General features: G+C 61.1%; 16 protein-coding genes and 1 tRNA gene. 7 read left to right on the top strand and 10 right to left on the bottom strand.

Translation table 11 applies throughout. The features are described from left to right. Nucleotides 1–4: 4 nt before the first annotated feature. The 4 genes from AF71_RS02095 to AF71_RS02080 all read right to left on the bottom strand — a co-directional run bounded on the left by AF71_RS02095 (nt 5) and on the right by AF71_RS02080 (nt 2,366). A complete protein-coding gene (locus tag AF71_RS02095) occupies nt 5–790 on the bottom strand; it encodes a YdcF family protein (protein WP_169679529.1) in 786 nt (261 codons plus the stop codon). Nucleotides 791–854: 64 nt separating this feature from the next. Next, entirely contained in the window at nt 855–1,565 is a 711-nt protein-coding gene (locus AF71_RS02090) for a YoaK family protein (protein ID WP_169679527.1), read from the bottom strand. 188 nt (nt 1,566–1,753) lie between these two features. Next, nucleotides 1,754–1,829, bottom strand: a tRNA-Ala gene (locus tag AF71_RS02085). A gap of 150 nt (nt 1,830–1,979) precedes the next feature. Next, on the bottom strand, nt 1,980–2,366 hold the full coding sequence (locus AF71_RS02080; RefSeq protein WP_169679525.1) for a TIGR02300 family protein: 387 nt from the start codon (nt 2,364–2,366) through the stop codon (nt 1,980–1,982). Nucleotides 2,367–2,604: 238 nt separating this feature from the next. Between AF71_RS02080 and AF71_RS02075 the strand changes: the two genes are divergently transcribed. The 3 genes from AF71_RS02075 to rpsA all read left to right on the top strand — a co-directional run bounded on the left by AF71_RS02075 (nt 2,605) and on the right by rpsA (nt 5,772). Then, the gene (locus AF71_RS02075; protein ID WP_113162079.1) at nt 2,605–3,246 is read left to right on the top strand and encodes an FMN-binding negative transcriptional regulator; all 642 of its coding nucleotides are present in this window, start codon (nt 2,605–2,607) and stop codon (nt 3,244–3,246) included. A gap of 8 nt (nt 3,247–3,254) precedes the next feature. Further along, nucleotides 3,255–3,902: a (d)CMP kinase gene (gene cmk, locus AF71_RS02070; RefSeq protein WP_169679523.1), complete on the top strand. Its 648-nt coding sequence runs from the start codon at nt 3,255–3,257 to the stop codon at nt 3,900–3,902. 166 nt (nt 3,903–4,068) lie between these two features. Continuing rightward, entirely contained in the window at nt 4,069–5,772 is a 1,704-nt protein-coding gene (gene rpsA / locus AF71_RS02065) for a 30S ribosomal protein S1 (protein WP_018855368.1), read from the top strand. 84 nt (nt 5,773–5,856) lie between these two features. Here the strand turns inward: rpsA and AF71_RS02060 are convergent, their stop codons facing one another. The 3 genes from AF71_RS02060 to AF71_RS02050 all read right to left on the bottom strand — a co-directional run bounded on the left by AF71_RS02060 (nt 5,857) and on the right by AF71_RS02050 (nt 9,134). Next, nucleotides 5,857–7,401 carry a hypothetical protein gene (locus AF71_RS02060; protein ID WP_169679521.1) on the bottom strand — a complete coding sequence of 515 codons (1,545 nt, stop codon included), beginning with the start codon at nt 7,399–7,401 and terminating at the stop codon, nt 5,857–5,859. A gap of 229 nt (nt 7,402–7,630) precedes the next feature. Continuing rightward, complete coding sequence (locus tag AF71_RS02055; protein WP_025659742.1) at nt 7,631–8,254, bottom strand: ribonuclease D; 624 nt, start codon at nt 8,252–8,254, stop codon at nt 7,631–7,633. Nucleotides 8,255–8,327: 73 nt separating this feature from the next. Next, nucleotides 8,328–9,134 (bottom strand): MerR family transcriptional regulator, encoded by an 807-nt coding sequence (locus AF71_RS02050; RefSeq protein ID WP_169679519.1) that lies wholly within the window; start codon nt 9,132–9,134, stop codon nt 8,328–8,330. A gap of 200 nt (nt 9,135–9,334) precedes the next feature. On the opposite strand from AF71_RS02050, the gene AF71_RS02045 reads away from it, so the two are divergent. Together AF71_RS02045 and AF71_RS02040 are read left to right on the top strand one after the other, a co-directional pair. Beyond that, entirely contained in the window at nt 9,335–10,612 is a 1,278-nt protein-coding gene (locus AF71_RS02045; RefSeq protein ID WP_062375558.1) for a 4-aminobutyrate--2-oxoglutarate transaminase, read from the top strand. Between the two features lie 32 nt (nt 10,613–10,644). After that, nucleotides 10,645–12,126 carry an NAD-dependent succinate-semialdehyde dehydrogenase gene (locus AF71_RS02040; protein WP_025659745.1) on the top strand — a complete coding sequence of 494 codons (1,482 nt, stop codon included), beginning with the start codon at nt 10,645–10,647 and terminating at the stop codon, nt 12,124–12,126. Between the two features lie 72 nt (nt 12,127–12,198). On the opposite strand, the gene AF71_RS02035 is transcribed toward AF71_RS02040, so the two are convergent. Together AF71_RS02035 and AF71_RS02030 are read right to left on the bottom strand one after the other, a co-directional pair. Further along, nucleotides 12,199–12,642: a PACE efflux transporter gene (locus AF71_RS02035; protein WP_169679517.1), complete on the bottom strand. Its 444-nt coding sequence runs from the start codon at nt 12,640–12,642 to the stop codon at nt 12,199–12,201. Between the two features lie 118 nt (nt 12,643–12,760). Beyond that, nucleotides 12,761–12,970 (bottom strand): SlyX family protein, encoded by a 210-nt coding sequence (locus AF71_RS02030; RefSeq protein ID WP_112658148.1) that lies wholly within the window; start codon nt 12,968–12,970, stop codon nt 12,761–12,763. 181 nt (nt 12,971–13,151) lie between these two features. Between AF71_RS02030 and uxaC the strand changes: the two genes are divergently transcribed. Then, nucleotides 13,152–14,567 (top strand): glucuronate isomerase, encoded by a 1,416-nt coding sequence (gene uxaC / locus AF71_RS02025; protein WP_169679515.1) that lies wholly within the window; start codon nt 13,152–13,154, stop codon nt 14,565–14,567. Further along, entirely contained in the window at nt 14,564–16,018 is a 1,455-nt protein-coding gene (locus AF71_RS02020) for a mannitol dehydrogenase family protein (protein ID WP_169679513.1), read from the top strand. The genes uxaC and AF71_RS02020 overlap by 4 nt, the downstream gene beginning before the upstream one ends. 245 nt (nt 16,019–16,263) lie before the next feature. Here AF71_RS02020 and AF71_RS02015 read toward each other — a convergent pair whose 3' ends face one another. Further along, a complete protein-coding gene (locus AF71_RS02015; RefSeq protein WP_169679511.1) occupies nt 16,264–18,714 on the bottom strand; it encodes an FAD-dependent oxidoreductase in 2,451 nt (816 codons plus the stop codon).

The raw sequence follows: 18,714 nt of genomic DNA, 5'->3' as shown, positions 1-18,714 counted from the left end.
TAGTTCAGCCCGGATAGAGCTCTGAAGTGCGGCCGGCGAGGTAGTAGCCGACGAGCCCGAACCATTCGCGGATTGCCGTTGCCAGGTTCTGGGAATTCCGGCTCGGCTGCGTGAAATCGAAGCCAAGGCTTTCTCGCCCGTCAGTGCGGTAGTCCGTCGGCCACGGCACGACGTCGATTCCAAGTTTACGGAAGATGCCGACCGATCGCGGCATATGGTAGCCGGAGGTGATCAGCAGGCAGTTCGAAAGACCTTGGCTTGCCAGAAGCTCCTTGGTGTTCATCGCGTTTTCGAAGGTCGTGCGCGATGTCGTTTCTTCGACCAGGCGGTCTCGGCCAATGCCGAACATCGGGAAGAAGCGCGCCGATATCGCCGCGTCACCTTCGTAGATGCCGGAGATCGACCCATCGCCGCCGGAAATCAGGATTCGCGTCTGCGGAAATTTCTGCGCCAGGCGCAGCGCTTCGACGAAGCGATCGGCCCCGGCATTGAGCTCTATTCCGTGGCGGGCGGTATTCACCTCGTTCTCGAATGCACCGCCCAAGACGATCATGCACTGCAGGCTTGCCGGATCCTGCGGTTTGACAAACCGATCCTCGAGACCCTGCAGAAGGTAGTTGCCGACGGTGGTGTAGAGCGTGACGAACAAAATCAGGCCCGCAATCGCCGAGGAAACGAGACTTGTCGCACGCCAGCGGACAAGGCCCGTCACCAGGGCAAACAGGACGAAAAGGAAAGCGAGCGACAATGGCTGCCCGAAGATCCAGATGAGCTTTGAAAAGAGAAACAAGGATGTCTTCCTTCAGCGGTTTCCGCCCGCCATCTATCTGATTCGATAGGCTTCTATTGCGACTTCATTTCGTGCGCACCGCCGAACGTGGCGTGGCGTTAAAACGACGTTGCAGGCGTTTGGGGATGAGCAGAGAGGCGAGCGCAACCAGCATCGCAAAGACGGCAATCACCCACAGGGCCGCCGCACCCGCGATCTGTGTGAGCAGCGCGCCCATCACCGCGCCCGCAAACATGCCGGCCCACGGTACGATCTGGATCGTCCACTCCAATCGCTTGTCGCCGATAATCCAGCGCCCAAGGCCACGCCCAAAACGCGAGAGCGCTCCGGTCACATAGGTCAGCCCGATCGGCAGCCCCTCGATCTGCTCCACGGCCGCGTTCACCATCCCCATCGAAGCGACGATGAGATAGAAGCGCGGCATCGCCACGCTCTCGCCCATCATGAGAGAGGCGGTAGCCAGCGCGATGCTGACGCAGGAAAGCACGGCGAAGGTGCGCCGGTCCGCGAAATGCGCGATCACGATCCCGGCCGCATTGCCAAGCACGAAGACCATGATCGCCGAGAGTAGAATGGCCGCATGCCGTAGATCGCCGCCGCCGAGCGACAGGGCGGCGCGCGTTGTATTGCCCGTCATGAACGACACGAAATCACCGGTCAGCGCCAGTCCGGTCGCATCGGTCATACCCGCCAGAAAGGAAATCGCGCCGGCAAGCACCAGGCCGGTCGTCGTTCTGCGCGTGTGTATGACGCGCCGCCGTCTTTCTCGTGTCATTGAACCAAGGCTCCAGGCTGCCGATCAGTCGGCATCGGAACCATACATACCCGCAGTTGCTAAAAATTTGGCAAAGCAGTGTATGAGGAAATGACCGCGAGCGAACAGTCCTCGGGCGCGACAGCCGTTAAGACGAAAGTGGTTCCAAACGCGTCGAACAGCCAGTGTTATTCGTGTAGGGAGAAATTTGGTGGAGCTAAGCGGGATCGAACCGCTGACCTCTTGCATGCCATGCAAGCGCTCTCCCAGCTGAGCTATAGCCCCATCAAGGCGGTCCGGCTAGGCCGGTCCTGGGATGCTTCGCGAAGCGCTTGCCTCGCGGAGTGGCGGCTTCTTACTTCCGGTTTTTGGAGATAGCAAGCCAAAAAAATCGGCCCGGCGAAATTTTCTCGTCCGGGCCGAGACTTAATCCGATCAGACTTCGTCTTCGTCGCCGGTGACGCCGATGATGTCGCTCATGTCGTCGTCATCGTCGTCTTCGTCGGCTTCGAGGAAGGTGTCGTCGTCGTCGCCTTCGATTTCGACGTCGTCATCACCCATATCTGGAATCTCGTCGCCGGATGCGCCTTCTTCTGCGTCCTCGAGCGACACCAGTTCGACTTCCGTGCTTTCGGTATCGACTTCTGCCACTTCCTCTTCATCCTGGGCTTCAGCCGCTGCGGCAGCAGAGGTTTCCTCGAAGAAGGAGAGCGGATAGGACTTGCCCGTATAGGGAGAAACGATCGGATCCCGGTTCAGGTCGTAGAACTTCTTGCCGGTTTCCGGATCGGTACGCTTCGTTCCAAGTTCAGCTTTCGCCACTGTTAGCCTCGTGAGAATGGCCGAATCAAGATTCGGCAAATGCCGTGAAACCCGGCGTTCTATTCGGAATTTATAAGCCGGTCCCCATAATCGTTGCAGCACGGCATGTCAAAGCCAAACTTCATGCATCGCTCATGCGCGCCAGATGACCGGCGCCGCCATTTGTGATAGTGAGCCGGCGATTGTTCATTTGCAGGGTAGATCGGCGCGTGGCCGGCTGCCGGGATAGGTGCGAGAAATGTACCAGCCGCCGCATTTTCGTGAGGAAGACTTGGGTGTCCAGCACGCCTTGATCCGGGCACATCCGCTCGGCATGCTGATCACTGCGGGTGCTTCCGGCTTGATGGCGAATTCGGTCCCTTTCCATCTGGATGCCGCAGCCTCCGAAAAGGGGATCTTGCGCCTTCACCTCGCCAAGGCCAATCCGCAGTGGCGCGATATCGACGCCGGCGCGGATGTGCTCGCCGTCTTCCAGGGCGCCGATGCCTACATCACGCCATCCTGGTACCAGACGAAGCAGGAGACCGGTAAAGTCGTGCCGACCTGGAACTACGCGATCGTACAGGTCAGGGGCAGGGCCCGTGTCATCGACGACGCGGACTGGCTGCTTCAGCAGATCAACGCGATCACCACGCAACAGGAAGGCCCACGCGACAGGCCTTGGGCAGTGGGTGATGCGCCTGATGATTTCATCCGCGCGCAGATGAAAGGCATCATCGGCGTCGAAATCGAGATTGCAGCGATTGAAGGCAAGTGGAAGGTCAGCCAGAACCGACCGGTTGCTGATCGCGAAGGTGTTGTTGCCGGTCTCGGTGAAGAGTCCGGTCGGGAAGACATGGTCGATCTCGTCCGCCGCTACGGCGGATTGGCGGAGAAATGAACGGACAGATGAGCTCCAAACAGTTTACGATCGCCATCGATGGACCCGCAGCCGCAGGAAAGGGAACGCTCTCGCGCCGCATCGCGGAGACCTACGGCTTTCATCATCTCGACACGGGGCTGACCTACCGCGCGACGGCAAAGGCTTTGCTCGATGCCGGCCTGACGCTCGACGACGAGGCGGTGGCAGAAAAGATGGCGCGCGAGGTTGAACTGGCCGGTCTCGATCGCGATATACTTTCGAAGCATGAGATTGGCGAGGCGGCCTCGAAGATCGCGGTCATGCCTTCGGTGCGGCGTGCACTGGTGGAGGCGCAGCGGCGGTTTTCTGAAATGGCGCCCGGAACGGTGCTCGACGGCCGTGATATCGGAACCGTCGTCTGCCCGGCGGCGCCGGTAAAGCTCTATGTAACGGCAAGTCCCGAGGTTCGGGCTAAACGCCGCTACGACGAAATAACAGGCAAGGGAGGAATTGCCGATTTCGATGCCATTTTCGACGACGTCAAGCGCCGCGACGAACGCGACATGGGACGGGCCGACAGCCCTTTGAAACCAGCCGAAGACGCGCACTTGCTTGATACGTCGGAAATGAGTATAGAGGCCGCGTTTCAAGCTGCGAAATCGATCATCGATGCAGCTTTGAGCCGAAATACCTAATTCGAGCGATTTGCCCAAGCTTTGCCTGGGCTGCTTCCGAAGACTAAGCCTGAAATTCCGTCCAAGCGCCGGATTGCTTCCCGACAGGAAGCGGACTGGGTTCAGGCCCGTTCAACACGAACCAACCGGCGCATACGTATCCGGATTCGGATATGCAGGAGATTACATGTCAGTAGCTACTCCCTCTCGCGAAGATTTCGCGGCCCTTCTCGAAGAATCCTTTGCCAAGCACGACCTGGCTGAAGGCTATGTCACCAAGGGCATCGTAACGGCAATCGAGAAGGACTCTGCCGTTGTCGACGTCGGCCTCAAGGTCGAAGGTCGCATCCTACTCAAGGAATTCGGCGCCAAGGCCAAGGACGGCTCGCTCAAGGTCGGCGACGAAGTCGAAGTTTACGTCGAGCGCATCGAAAACGCTCTTGGCGAAGCAGTTCTGTCGCGCGAGAAGGCTCGCCGCGAAGAAAGCTGGGTCAAGCTCGAAGCCAAGTTTGAAGCTGGTGAGCGCGTTGAAGGCGTTATCTTCAACCAGGTCAAGGGCGGCTTCACGGTTGACCTCGACGGCGCGATTGCCTTCCTGCCGCGTTCGCAGGTCGACATCCGTCCGATCCGCGACGTTACCCCGCTGATGCACAACCCGCAGCCCTTCGAAATCCTCAAGATGGACAAGCGCCGCGGCAACATCGTCGTTTCGCGTCGTACGGTTCTGGAAGAATCCCGTGCCGAGCAGCGTTCTGAAATCGTTCAGAACCTCGAAGAAGGCCAGGTTGTTGACGGCGTCGTCAAGAACATCACCGATTACGGTGCGTTCGTTGACCTCGGCGGCATTGACGGCCTGCTGCACGTCACCGACATGGCATGGCGCCGTGTGAACCATCCGTCGGAAATCCTGTCCATTGGCCAGCAGGTCAAGGTTCAGATCATCCGCATCAACCAGGAAACCCACCGCATCTCGCTCGGCATGAAGCAGCTCGAGTCGGATCCGTGGGATGGCATCCAGGCCAAGTATCCGGAAGGCAAGAAGATTTCCGGTACCGTCACGAACATCACCGACTACGGTGCGTTCGTCGAGCTGGAGCCGGGCATCGAAGGCCTGATCCACATTTCGGAAATGTCCTGGACCAAGAAGAACGTACACCCCGGCAAGATCCTGTCCACGAGCCAGGAAGTCGAAGTCGTCGTTCTCGAAGTCGATCCGTCCAAGCGCCGTATTTCGCTCGGCCTCAAGCAGACGCTGGAAAATCCGTGGGCGGCATTCGCTCGCAACCATCCGGCTGGCACTGAAGTCGAAGGCGAAGTCAAGAACAAGACCGAATTCGGCCTGTTCATCGGCCTCGACGGCGATGTTGACGGCATGGTGCACCTCTCCGACCTCGACTGGAACCGTCCGGGCGAACAGGTCATCGAAGAGTTCAACAAGGGCGACGTCGTTAAGGCCGTCGTTCTCGATGTTGACGTCGAAAAGGAGCGCATCTCGCTCGGCATCAAGCAGCTCGGCAAGGACGCTGTCGGCGAAGCCGCAGCTTCGGGCGACCTGCGCAAGAATGCAGTCGTTTCCTGCGAAGTCATCGCAGTCAACGACGGTGGCATCGAAGTGAAGCTCGTCGACCACGAAGACATCACGTCGTTCATCCGCCGCGCAGACCTGTCACGCGACCGCGACGAGCAGCGTCCGGAACGCTTCTCGGTTGGCCAGGTTGTTGACGCCCGCGTCACCAACTTCTCCAAGAAGGACCGCAAGATCATGCTGTCCATCAAGGCTCTGGAAATCGCGGAAGAGAAGGAAGCTGTTGCTCAGTTCGGTTCGTCCGACAGCGGCGCTTCGCTCGGCGACATTCTCGGCGCGGCTCTGAAGAACCGCGGCGGCGAATAATCGCCAGCAGGCTTGAAGAACAAAAGAACCCGCCGGAGCGATCCGGCGGGTTCTTCGTTTCTGTACTGTCGTTGCAATGGCGAGCTATTCCCAGTCGACCTTGCGTCGGTAGAGCGAATAGGCTTCGTCGCCACTCACGGCGATTGGCAGGGCCGGCGCCGGGCGGTGAGGCGGCGTGCCGGCCTTGATCAGACTTTCTCGGGCGGCAATCGCTGCAGCCGCCTCACTGTCCATCAGGATGTCCGTTTCGTCGTCGTCCGACGGCTCGCCCTGCCGCTCTTCCTCTTCCGACGGCTCGCCGCCGTTGTGGTCCTCGCGGTACATCGCGTGGGCGCCACTATCGTCGGCCTCGTCCTTCGAGAACTCGTAAGGCTGCGTGGCGTACGGCACGCCCTCGACGATTTTCATGAGCACCGGCGCATAGGTCTCGTCGATCGCCTGCTGCACCGTCAAGGGTGCTGGCGGTTCCGCGGCAGGGTGTCTTTTTGCAGCCGCTGCGGCCGCTTCGGTTGCCGGTTGTTCCGCGATGAGGGGCGATTGGCGCGCAATGCCCTCCGGCAATGGATGCAGATCGGGCAGGGTGGTCAATTCTTCCGGCAGATCGGCGAGGACCGTTTCGTCGAGGATGATATCGATCTCGACCGCAGGATCGGGATCGGCGGCTTCCAGCAGCACTTCTGTTTCCTGGTCCCGAATGATTGTAACGATCAGCTTCGTGGTATCGTTCGACAGCGAGGCTGATATCGCCGGCCAGCTCTTCGGAATGATCGGGTCGCCCTTGGACGTTGTCCGAGCGGTCTCGGCTTGCACGGTTTCCCGTGCCGGATCCGCGGCGTGCCTGGGCGGCACGCTCTCCGGCACATCTTGATTAGGCTCCGCGAGCGTTTCTTCGGCGGACGCCTTGGCGGTCGGATTGACGATCGGTTCGTCAGCGACTGCATCGTTCTTGATGCGTTCGGTCCACTCGTCGCCGCCATCGATATGGGCCGCGGCAACCAGTGCGGTCTGCGGCCGTGCAGATTCCGGTTCCTGCTTTGTCGGCAGAGGTACCTGCGCAGTCCCAGCAAGATTGTCCCGATGGATGCGAATTTCCGTCCGCTGTTCCTGGCGCGTCGGCGAGGCGTCGTTCTGGCCGTAGGAGCGAACCACGGCGCGGGCGGCGAGATCGCGATCCTTGTCGCGGATCGTTTCAAGATAGGTGGCGATGCGGGCAGCCTCCGGTCCAGCCGGGTTCCGGAGCGCCTCTGCAAGCAGGCGAAGCGGAACTGCGTGGCCTTGCATCGCAAGCTGTCGCTCGACTTTTTCGATCTTCGCCGGCGGCAGCTTCTCGATCGCAGCTGCCATGCGGGAGGCAAAGGCTAGGTCGGTTTCGTCGTCCTCGCGCGGGATCGCAAGCGCCTCGCTCGTGGCACTGAGCACATCGAGAAGAGCGTCGACCATCCGCGCCCGGACAGCTAGCAGAAGAATGCTGAGCTTGCCGGAAACAGAAGAATTGAGATCGGCGCCCTGAATCTGATGCACGGGAGCAACGGCGCTGGCCGCGCGCACCAGGCCATCGGTACTGACGGCCGCGGTCTGGCTCTGGGAGGAAAGGCTTCCATTTGACGCTGCACGAACCGGAGACAACATGTCATGCTCCTTCTTTCGTAAAGTGCGGTGAAGGCAGGCTACAAGAAGGCCGCGCTCATCCGGCCCGTTGCATTCCCCGGCAGTTCGGTCTGCCTGACGCGGCGCTCCATCGCGCCGTCGAATGCATAAAAATTGGCAAATAATCTATCGAAGCGGCGTTAACGAATTACTAATGGCCGGTACGCGCATCGCCGCGCCCGGTTCAATACGTGCAAAATCCAGAAACGTCTTAGCTGTGGGCGAAAATGTCGGCTTCTTCCCAGCCGAGCAGATCGAGCTTGGCGCGCGTCGGAAGGAATTGGAAGCAGGCGTTGGCATGATCGATGCGGCCGTCTCGCACCAGCCGCTCGGTCAGCTTGTCGCGCAGCGCGTGCAGGTAAAGCACGTCAGAGGCCGCGTATTCCAGCTGCGCAGGGGACAAAGTTGCGGCAGCCCAGTCGGAGGATTGCTGCGTCTTGGAAATATCGACGTCGAGCATTTCCTTGAGATTGTCCTTCAGTCCATGCCGATCGGTATAGGTTCGGCAGAGACGTGAGGCGATCTTGGTGCAGAACACCGGCTGCATGGTGACGCCGAAGGTGTGGAACAAGACGGCAATGTCGAAGCGGCCATAGTGGAAGATCTTCTGTTGCCCATTGGCAAGCAGCGCCACGAGGTTCGGCGCTTCCTTCTGCCCGGCGGCGATGCGGATCACGTCGGCCGTGCCGTCGCCCGGTGAAAGTTGCACCACGCACAGCCGGTCGCGGCGCGGCACAAGGCCCAGCGTTTCGGTGTCGATGGCAATCGCTCCGGTATAGCGGGCGGCATCTGCCGCGGAAATATCACCTTCATGGTAACGTATGATGGCTGCCATCGATCTCATCTCACACTCGAACTGTCACTTGTGGCCTATAGCGCAAAGCCATGGCGGGCGATACCGCCAAGGCTCAGAATGTCGGCGGTGTATTGATCCAGATGAGGACGGTTTCGCCATCGTGACGGTTGCGCCAGGAGTGATAGCGACGGCTTTCGAAATAGAGCGAATCGCCGGGTCCGAGATCGAAGAACTGATCGGAATCGAGGACCAGCTCCAGCCTCCCGGAGAGTACGTGCATGAACTCCTCCCCTTCGTGTCGGTAGGCGCCTTCGCTCGCCGCACCGGGTGCGAGCACGAAACGGTGGCAATCCATCATCGTGCGGCCCTCGGCCAGAAGCTGCACCGTGACACCTGGCGTCGTTTCCGGCCATGTGCGCCAAGCGCCGGCGCGGACGACCTCGGGCATGTCGTCGCGCTCTTCCCCAGAAAGCCTGGAAACCGTGGTGCCATAATATGCCGCAAGGTCGTGCAACGTCTTGAAACTCACCCCCTGGGAGGTGCGTTCGAGCGTCGACAGTGTCGAGGCAGCAATGCCAACGTCACCGGCAACCTGATCCAGTGTCTTGCCGGCGCCGTGGCGCAGACTGCGCAGCCGCCGACCTAGATCCGAGGCGTCAGACGCATCCGAATTTTCAGATGGTTCCTCGCTTTCCAATGCCTCGCGAATGGCGGCCGGATTGAGTCCGCGCTCGGTTCGATACCAGGCTATCTTTTTTAACCGTGCGACGTCCTCGGCGCTGTATTGCCGGTGCCCGGTTTCCGACCGGTCCGGAACGACGAGGCCCTGGCTTTCCCAAAGGCGCAAGGTCGATGCGGAAACGCCTGCTGATTTTGCCGCCTCCGCCACTTTGTAGCGCACGGGCGTACCGTTGTTCATAAGCCAAATAATCCCGGTTCGTCTGTCTTCTTCAGGCCTTATCCGACCCCGATTTTTCTTGAACGACCATCGCTGAAAACGACAGCAGTTTGAAGCGGCAAATGCCGCTTGATTTCTTGCAGGAAAAATGTAGGAATTTTCTACATGTCTTGCCGAAGTTTTGCAAGATAGTTCATCCATTCCAGAGCAGGAACGCACCGATGGCCGCGACCACCCTCACAGACCGAAAGAATGCCGCAATCTCGCGTGGCGTTGGCATGACGACGCAGATCTATGCCGATCGCGCAGAAAATGCCGAGATCTGGGATAAGGAAGGTCGACGCTATATCGACTTCGCGGCCGGCATTGCCGTCCTCAACACCGGTCACCGTCACCCGCGCGTGATCGCCGCCGTCAAGGATCAGCTCGATCATTTCACCCATACCTGCCACCAGGTGGTGCCTTACGAGAGTTACGTGCATCTGGCCGAGCGCTTGAATGCGCTGACGCCCGGCAACTTCGAGAAGAAGACGATCTTCGTCACAACAGGTGCCGAAGCCGTCGAGAATGCGGTGAAGATCGCCCGTGCCGCGACCGGCCGCTCCGCCGTGATTGCCTTTGGCGGCGGTTTCCATGGCCGCACCTTCATGGGTATGGCGCTGACCGGCAAGGTCGTGCCCTACAAGGTCGGTTTCGGCGCAATGCCGGGCGATGTCTTCCATGTCCCGTTCCCGGTCGAGCTGCATGGCGTGACGCCGGATCAGTCGCTGGCCGCGCTGAAGAAGCTGTTTGCCGCCGATGTCGATCCGCAGCGCGTTGCCGCCATCATTATCGAGCCAGTTCAGGGCGAGGGTGGTTTCTACCCGGCGCCGGTCGCCTTCATGAAGGCGCTGCGCGAACTCTGCGACCAACACGGCATCCTCCTGATCGCCGATGAGGTGCAGACCGGCTTTGCTCGTACCGGCAAGATGTTCGCGATGGATCATCATGAGGTCGCACCCGACCTGATGACGATGGCAAAGAGCCTCGCTGGTGGATTCCCGCTGGCCGCCGTCACGGGTCGTGCCGAGATCATGGATGCGCCCGGACCGGGCGGTCTCGGCGGTACCTATGGCGGCAATCCTCTTGGCATCGCTGCGGCTCACGCAGTCCTCGACGTCATCAAGGACGAAGATCTCTGCGATCGCGCCAATCAGCTTGGCAACCGGTTGAAGCAGCGCCTGGAATCACTGCGCGAAAAGGTGCCAGAAATCGTCGATATCCGCGGTCCGGGTTTCATGAACGCTGTCGAGTTCAACGACAAGACGACGAAGCTGCCGAGCGCCGATTTCGCCAACAAGGTTCGCCTGATTGCGCTTGAGAAAGGCCTGATCCTGCTGACGTGCGGCGTGCATGGAAACGTCATCCGTTTCCTCGCCCCGATCACGATCCAGGATAGTGTCTTTGGCGAAGCGCTCGACATTTTGGAAGCATCGATCCTCGAAGCAAGCGGTAAGTAGGGCCAGCCCTTCTTTGCCTGGAGTTACATGACATGGCATTCACGACTGCATTGACAAAACACGTTCCCTTTTCCTCGCCGTTCCTGCGCGATGCCGGCTATATCAACGGTAGCTGGACGGCCGGCGGCGCGACCAAGACCTTTGACGTCCTCAATCCTGCCACCGGCGAGGTTCTCGCCTCGCTGCCCGACATGGGGGCTGCCGAGACGCGGGAAGCAATCGACGCCGCCTACGCTGCTCAGCCGGCCTGGGCCGCGCGGCCCGCAAAGGAGCGCGCCGGGATTCTGCGCAAATGGCATGACCTGATGGTCGCTCATGCCGATGAACTGGCCGCCATCCTGACCGCTGAAATGGGCAAGCCTTTCCCCGAGGCCCGCGGCGAGATCCTTTACGCTGCAGCCTATGTCGAATGGTATGCGGAAGAGGCCAAACGCATCTATGGCGAGACAATCCCTGCGCCGTCGAGCGACAAGCGCATGATCGTCATCAAGCAGCCGGTTGGCGTCGTCGGCACGATCACGCCTTGGAATTTTCCGGCCGCGATGATCACTCGCAAGATCGCCCCGGCGCTGGCTGTCGGCTGCGCGGTCGTCTCAAAGCCTGCCGAGCAGACGCCGCTGTCGGCGCTGGCACTTGCCGTTCTCGCCGAGCAGGCCGGTATTCCGGCCGGCGTCTTCAACGTCATCGTCGGAGAAGACGGCCCGGCAATCGGCAAGGAGCTTTGCGGCAACGACAAGGTGCGCAAGATCAGCTTCACCGGATCGACGGAGGTCGGCCGCATTCTGATGCGCCAGTGCGCCGATCAGATCAAGAAGATCAGCCTCGAGCTTGGCGGCAACGCGCCCTTCATCGTCTTTGACGATGCGGATCTGGACGCAGCGGTCGAGGGCGCTCTGGCGTCCAAGTATCGCAATGCCGGCCAGACCTGCGTCTGCGCAAACCGCCTTTATGTCCAGTCAGGAGTCTATGATGCCTTCGCCGCCAAACTTGCGGCCAAAGTCGAGACGATGGCCGTCGGTGACGGTTTCAAGGCTGGCGTGACGATCGGCCCGTTGATCGACGAGCAGGGCCTATCCAAAGTGGAGAGCCACGTTGCAGATGCTGTTTCGAGGGGAGCGAGGATTCTGACGGGCGGCAAGCGCGTCGAGGGTGCCGGCACCTTCTTCACACCGACCGTGCTCACCGGCGTCACCCGCGAGATGAAGGTCGCGCGCGAAGAAACGTTCGGTCCCGTCGCGCCGCTCTTCCGCTTCGATACGGTCGAGGATGTGATCGCCCAGGCCAACGACACCGAGTTCGGCCTCGCCGCCTACTTCTTCGCCGGCGACCTGAAAAAGGTCTGGCGTGTCGCAGAGGCGCTGGAATACGGCATGGTCGGAATCAATACCGGCCTGATGTCGACGGAAACGGCACCCTTCGGCGGCATCAAGCAGTCTGGCCTCGGCCGCGAAGGCTCGCGCCACGGTGCCGATGACTATCTGGAGATGAAGTATCTCTGCATGGGCAATGTCTGAGCGACACGTCGCTCACGACAGTTGAGGCATTGCAAACGGGATCGCCGGCCGCGGCGGTCCCGTCTTTTTCGGTTAGCTTTGCTGTGCTTGCCCTCCCAGCTGCCAATCCGGCAGCGGGAAGATGCGATCATAGGCCCAGTTGAAAACGAACGCGTATACCACGTAGAAAAGCGCGAAGGACACATCCATCGTCAGCGCCTGGATGACGCTGATGTCGAGGTACCAGGCGATCATCGGCAGTAGCGCGAGCAGCAACCCGACCTCAAACATGACCGCATGCAGGACGCGGACCGCAACACTCTTTTGCGTGCCGCCGGTGAGGTATTGCATCAGATGGTCGAAGCCGAGATTGTAGAGATAGTTCCAGGCTGTCGCGAGCGTCGCGCCGGCGACGCCGATCACGCCGATATCGGCCATAGGCATGCCGAAGGCCAGCGCGCCGAGCGGCGTGACAAGGGAAAGTCCAATGATTTCGAAGCTGATGGCGTGACGGACACGGTCTGCGGTTTTACGCATGGTCTACCCTTAGTGGGAATGTTCGGGTCGTCCCGAGTTGATGCCCATAGAGGGGGAGGTCGTCCTCACTCCCTTTTAATAGGTATTCTGGCAGCCGAAGACAAGGGCGGCACCCTGCTCAGTAGTGCGGCGGCCGTGTATTCGCCGGCGCTTCCAGCGATTGCTCCTCAAGCGACAGAAACCGTTCCGTCAGCCTGTCCAGCTTGGCCCGCGTCTGCTCCACGGCCTTCCATTGTTCGGCCAGCTGGTCGGACAGCTCCTCAATCGTCTTTGCCTGATGGGCAACGATTTCCTCGAGCTTTGTAATGCGGTTCGTCTCTTCGGACATGGAACCTCCTCGCCGCAACCGGCCAATGTCATGCCATCTGAAAAGCGGAAATAGTCCGCGCGGTCAATCGTTTCGAGGGCGGTGACGTGCGATTTGCAAAAGTGAACCGTTTGGTTACTAAAAGCCCTTGCCGCGCCCCACGTTGTGGGGTAGGGCGGTAGCCCTTCAGGGAGGAATTCTCATGGATCTTGGTAACGGCTTTCTTCATCCAGACCGGCTCTTTCCGGCCGATCCGGCAACCCGCACGGTCGCGCGGGACCTCTACGAGACGGTTCGGGCCCTGCCGATCGTAAGCCCACACGGGCATACGGAACCCTCGTGGTTTGCCGACGACAAGCCGTTCGAGGATGCGTCCTCGCTGCTTGTCATTCCGGACCATTATCTCTTCCGGATGCTGCACAGCGTTGGCGTCAAACTCGACGATCTCGGCGTGCCTCGCCTCGACGGCAAGCCGGTTGCCAAGGGCCGTGACATCTGGCGCGCTTTCGCCGCGCAATACCATCTCTTCCGCGGTACGCCCTCCAGCCTCTGGGTCGATCATGCGATGTCGGCCGTCCTCGGCTGTGAAGAGCCGCTAACGCCTGAAAATGCGGATGCGCTTTACGACCATATCAATGCGCAGCTGGCGCTGCCGGAGTTCCGCCCGCGCGCCCTGCACAAGCGCTTCGGTATCGAGACGATCGCCACGACCGAGGGCGCGCTCGACCCGCTGGTGCATCACCAGAAGATGGCGGAAGACGGCTGGATCGGCCGCGTCCGCACCACCTACCGGCCGGACAGCGTCACCGACCCGGATGCCGTCGGCTTCCGCGAAAACCTGGTTCGGCTTGGCGAACTGACCGATTGCGACGTGACAAAGTGGGATGGGCTGATCGATGCCCACCGCAAGCGCCGCGCCTATTTCCGCCAGTACGGCGCGACTGCCACCGACCATGGCGTGCCGACGGCCTTCACGGCCGACCTGCCGCTGGCTGACAAGCAGCGCTTGCTCGACAAGGCGCACAAGGGGACGCTGAGCGCCGAGGAAACGGAACTTTACCGCGGCCAGATGCTGACCGAAATGGCCGGGCTTTCAGCCGAAGACGGCATGACGATGCAGATCCATGCCGGCTCGCGCCGCAACACCGATCGCGAACTGTTCCAGACCCGCGGCCCGAACATGGGCGCGGATATCCCGACGCCGACCGATTGGGTCGGCGGGCTTTCAGCAATGCTCGCCAAGTATGGCAATGCGCCGGGCCTGCGAGTGCTCCTCTTCACTCTCGACGAGACGACCTATGCCCGCGAGCTGGCACCGATGGCCGGCCATTGGTCCTGCCTGATGATCGGTCCGCCCTGGTGGTTCCACGACAGCCCGAACGGCATTCGCCGCTATCTCGACCAGGTGGTGGAGACGGCCGGTTTCGCCAACCTGGCGGGCTTCAACGACGATACGCGCGCGCTTCTGTCGATCCCGGCGCGCCACGATGTCTGGCGCCGCGAGGTCTGCCGCTTCCTGGCGCAGTTCGTGACCGAACACCGCATGTCTCGCAAGGAAGCCGAGATCGTCGCCGGCGAGCTCTCCTACGGAAATGCGAAGAAGGCATACAAGCTGTGACCGAACGTCTGACGAGCCTTTCCGACCTCGCGCCGACTGCCAAGCTTCCCGGCTATAATCGCAACGGGTTGAAGCCGGGTATCCTGCATCTCGGTCCCGGCGCATTCTTTCGCGCCCATTTCGCGCCGTTCACGGATGCCGCGATTGCGGCCGCCGGTGGCGATTGGGGCATCGAGGTTGCGAGCCTGCGGACAGCCGACGTCGCCGATCACCTGAATGAGCAGAACGGCCTCTATACGATGCTCGTGCGCGATACATCGGGCACGACGGCGAATGTCATCGGTCCGATCCTGCGCGCGCATGTGGCGACCCGCAATCCCGGCGATCTCCTTGCCCGGCTTGAGGATCCCGCGATCAAGATCGTCAGTCTGACGGTCACGGAGAAGGCTTATGGCTTCGATTCCGCGACCGGCGGCTTGGACTTGAAGCATCCCGACATTGCCGCCGACCTTGCCAACCGCCATGCGCCCCGTGGCGTCATCGGCTACATCGTCGAGGGGCTTGCACGCCGCCGCGCCAAGGGTATCGCGCCGTTCACACCGCTCAGCTGCGATAACCTGCCGAGCAACGGCGCCGTCCTGAAGCGGCTCGTGCTCGAGTTCGCCGCTTGCATCGATCCGGAGCTTCGCGAGTGGATCGAAAAGAACGTGCCCTTCCCATCGACCATGGTCGATCGCATCACGCCGGCAAGTACCGATGCCACCTATCGCGATGCCGAAAGACTCACCGGCAGGCAGGATCTGGTGGCGATCGAGACCGAACCCTTCACGCAATGGGTGATCGAGGATCACTTCGCCAACGGCCGTCCGGAGTGGGAAAAGGCCGGCGCGCTGATGGTCGAGGAAGTCTCCGCTTACGAAAAGATGAAGCTGCGGATGCTGAACGGCGCGCACTCGCTGCTCGCCTATCTCGGTTACATAGGCGGCTATGAATTTATCCGCGACGTCATGGATGACGTCGGCCTTGCGGCGCTTGCGCGCCGCCACATGAACGCGGCCGCCGCCACGCTCGATCCCGTGCCCGGTATCGATCTTGAAGTCTATGCCGACGAGTTGATAGCGCGCTTTGCGAACAAGGCGATTGCCCACCGCACCTATCAGATCGCCATGGACGGCACGCAGAAGCTGCCGCAGCGCCTCCTCGAGCCGGCCGCCGAAGCCTTGGCGAACGGCAGCAAGGCGGAAACCTATGCGATCGCAGTGGCTGCCTGGATGCGCTATGTCCTTGGCGTTAACCGGGATGGCGAACGCTACGAATTGCGCGACCCGCGCGCGGGGGAAATTGCTGCGCTCCTGGCCGACGTGCCGCGCAATGGCGGCGCGGTGTCGAAAGCCCTGTTCGGGCTGGCGGGCCTTTTCCCGGCGGCGCTGACTGGCAATATCGGCTGGACCGAGGATGTGGCGAACAAGCTTGAGATCCTGATCCAGGACAACAAGCTGCCGCTGTTCTAAGGAAGGGTGCTGCGACGGTGCGGGCCGTCGCAGTATGGATTTTCGAGGCCCTTCCATCTGTGGCGAGGGCTGGGTTTTAGCGCGTTGCCCTCCCATAACCCGTCATCCCTGTGCTTGTCACAGGGATCCAGCGCCCAAGTCCTTGGGCGCAGGAGATTCTTTTCCACGAGTTATGGTCATTCACCGCGCCGGCCGGTGGCTGGATTCCTGTGACAAGCACAGGAACGACGGCCTGGGCTCAGTGCCTATCCCTTCACGCGCGCCATATCGGGATCGTAAAGCGGTTTCAGCGAGACCTGACAGGGCACGCGCTCGCGCGCCACGTCGAGTTCGTAGCTACCGGACAGCACGAAGTCTTCGCTCACACCGCCCGGGTTGCGCACATAGCCGTAGCCGATCGGCTTCCCGATCGTGTAGCCGAAGCCGCCGCTGGAAAGCCAACCCACACGCTTGCCGTCGCGATAGATGGTCTCGCGGCCAAGCAGCACGATATCGGGATCCTCGGGCACGAAGCAGGCGAGCATCTTCTTGACGCCCGACGCGAGCTGCCGTTCGATCGCCTCGCGGCCACGAAACGGCGTGTTCTTCCTCGTCTTCACGGCCCAGCCAAGCCCGGCTTCAACAGGTGTATGATCCGGACCGATATCCGAGCCCCAGGCGCGATAGCCCTTCTCAAGACGGCAGCTCTCGATGGCGCGATAGCCGGCATTGACAAGCTGTAGCGGACCGCCCGCCGCCATCAGCGCATCATAAACGGTCGTCGCATATTCAATCGGCATATGAAGTTCGTAGCCGAGTTCGCCGACATAGGTGATGCGCAGCGCCCGGACCGGGCAGCCCGCAATGCCGATCGTCTTGACGCGGCCGAACGGGAACGCCGCGTTGGAAACATCGCTGCTGGTCACCTTCTCCAACACTGCGCGCGCATTCGGCCCCATCAGAGACAGCACGGAGTAGGCTGAGGTGACATCGACAAGTTCCGCATGCATTCCGCTCGGAATACTGCGCGCTATCCAATCGAAATCGTGGGTCGCAAAGCCAGTGCCGGTGACGATGTAGTATTCGTCGTTGGCGATGCGCGCACAGGTCAGGTCGCATTCGATGCCGCCCTTGTCGTTCAGCATCTGCGTGTAAATCAGCGATCCGATCGGTTTGGCAACATCGTTGGAGGCGATCCACGACAGCGCCGCCTCGGCATCGCGCCCCTTCAGCACGAACTTGGCGAAGGAGGTCTGGTCGAAGATGACGGCGGCCTCGCGCACAGCCTCGTGCTCGCGGCCGACGGCATCATACCAGTTCTGGCGGCCATAGGTGTAGACATCCTTCGGTTCCTCGTTGGCGAAGAGATCGGCAAACCAGTTTGGCCTTTCCCAGCCAAGCTTTTCGCCGAAGCAGGCGCCCTGTGCCTTGAGCCGGTCGTAGAGCGGCGATTTGCGGCACGGCCGGCCGCTCGAATATTCCTCGAAGGGGAAGGCCAGCGTGTAATGCTTGCCATAGGCCTCGAGCGTGCGGGTTCGCACCCAGTCGGTATCGAAATGCGGCCTGCCGAAGCGGCGGAGATCGACCGGCCAGAGATCGTAGGGCGGCTCGCCCCTGGCGACCCATTCGGCCAGCGCCATGCCGGCACCACCGCCGGATGCGATGCCAAAGGCATTGAAGCCGGCACCGACGAAGAAATTCTTCAGCTCCGGGGCCTCGCCGAGAATGAAGTTGCCATCAGGCGTAAAGCTCTCCGGTCCGTTCAGCAGCTGCTTGACACCGACAGACTCGAGCGCCGGAACGCGGCCAAGCGCCTGCTCCATGATCTGCTCGAAATGGTCGAAATTGCTGTCGAGCAGGGTGTAGTGGAAACCCTCGGGAATGCCCTTCACCGCCCAGGGGATAGGGTTCGGCTCATATCCGCCCATGACGATGCCGCCGACTTCTTCCTTGTAATAGGTCAGCCGGTCCGGATCGCGCAGCGTCGGCAGGTTCGACGGAACGCCGAAGGATTCGGTGATGATATATTGGTGCTCGACGGAGACGAGCGGCACGTTGACGCCGAAGCGCGCAGCAAAGGATCGCGTCCACTGGCCAGCGCATACAACGACGCGCTCGCACTCGATCCGCCCGTGCTCGGTGATCACGGCGCGGATCCGGCCCTTGTCTATCTCGAGATCGAGAACCTCGGTATCCTCGAATGTCGAGACGCCCGACATGCGTGCGCCCTTGGCAAGCGCCTGCGTGATATCGGACGGATTGGCCTGGCCATCGGTCGGCAGGTAGGCGGCGCCGACGAGGTCGTCTATCGTCATCAGCGGCCAGAGGTCGAAAGCCTCTTGCGGTGTCAGCAGCTGCATATCGAGCCCAAAGGATTGCGCCGTTGTCGCCTGCCGTTTGACTTCGGTCCAGCGTTCCTCGTTGCAGGCAAGCCTGAGACCGCCATTCATTTTCCAGCCGGTGCCCAACCCCGTCTCGGCTTCCAGTTTCTTGTAGAGATCGACGGAATAGCCGAGCAGCTGGGTGATGTTGGCGCTGGTGCGCAGCTGGCCGACGAGGCCGGCGGCATGAAAGGTCGTACCCGAGGTCAGCTTCTTGCGCTCGAGGAGAACCGTGTCCGTCCAACCGAGCTTGCCGAGATGGTAGGCCGTCGAGCAGCCGATGATGCCGCCGCCGATGACGACCGCCTTGGCGGTCTTTGGCAATTCCTTCGTCAT

The sequence above is a fragment of the Rhizobium sp. 57MFTsu3.2 genome, assembly GCF_012932765.1.
GTDB classification, from domain to species: Bacteria; Pseudomonadota; Alphaproteobacteria; order Rhizobiales; family Rhizobiaceae; genus Rhizobium; species Rhizobium altiplani.
Note: the sequence above shows the minus strand (reverse complement) of the source record. Positions and strands in the feature narration are given on the sequence as shown.

Bases quoted from the DNA above. Each gene is read 5' to 3' on its own strand.
- AF71_RS02090 (WP_169679527.1), bottom strand. From the start codon at position 1,565: ATGACACGAGAAAGACGGCGGCGCGTCATACACACGCGCAGAACGACG.
- AF71_RS02075 (WP_113162079.1), top strand. From the start codon at position 2,605: ATGTACCAGCCGCCGCATTTTCGTGAGGAAGACTTGGGTGTCCAGCAC.
- cmk (WP_169679523.1), top strand. From the start codon at position 3,255: ATGAGCTCCAAACAGTTTACGATCGCCATCGATGGACCCGCAGCCGCA.
- rpsA (WP_018855368.1), top strand. From the start codon at position 4,069: ATGTCAGTAGCTACTCCCTCTCGCGAAGATTTCGCGGCCCTTCTCGAA.
- AF71_RS02060 (WP_169679521.1), bottom strand. From the start codon at position 7,401: ATGTTGTCTCCGGTTCGTGCAGCGTCAAATGGAAGCCTTTCCTCCCAG.
- AF71_RS02055 (WP_025659742.1), bottom strand. From the start codon at position 8,254: ATGGCAGCCATCATACGTTACCATGAAGGTGATATTTCCGCGGCAGAT.
- AF71_RS02050 (WP_169679519.1), bottom strand. From the start codon at position 9,134: ATGAACAACGGTACGCCCGTGCGCTACAAAGTGGCGGAGGCGGCAAAA.
- AF71_RS02045 (WP_062375558.1), top strand. From the start codon at position 9,335: ATGGCCGCGACCACCCTCACAGACCGAAAGAATGCCGCAATCTCGCGT.
- AF71_RS02040 (WP_025659745.1), top strand. From the start codon at position 10,645: ATGGCATTCACGACTGCATTGACAAAACACGTTCCCTTTTCCTCGCCG.
- AF71_RS02035 (WP_169679517.1), bottom strand. From the start codon at position 12,642: ATGCGTAAAACCGCAGACCGTGTCCGTCACGCCATCAGCTTCGAAATC.
- AF71_RS02030 (WP_112658148.1), bottom strand. From the start codon at position 12,970: ATGTCCGAAGAGACGAACCGCATTACAAAGCTCGAGGAAATCGTTGCC.
- uxaC (WP_169679515.1), top strand. From the start codon at position 13,152: ATGGATCTTGGTAACGGCTTTCTTCATCCAGACCGGCTCTTTCCGGCC.
- AF71_RS02015 (WP_169679511.1), bottom strand. From the start codon at position 18,714: ATGACGAAGGAATTGCCAAAGACCGCCAAGGCGGTCGTCATCGGCGGC.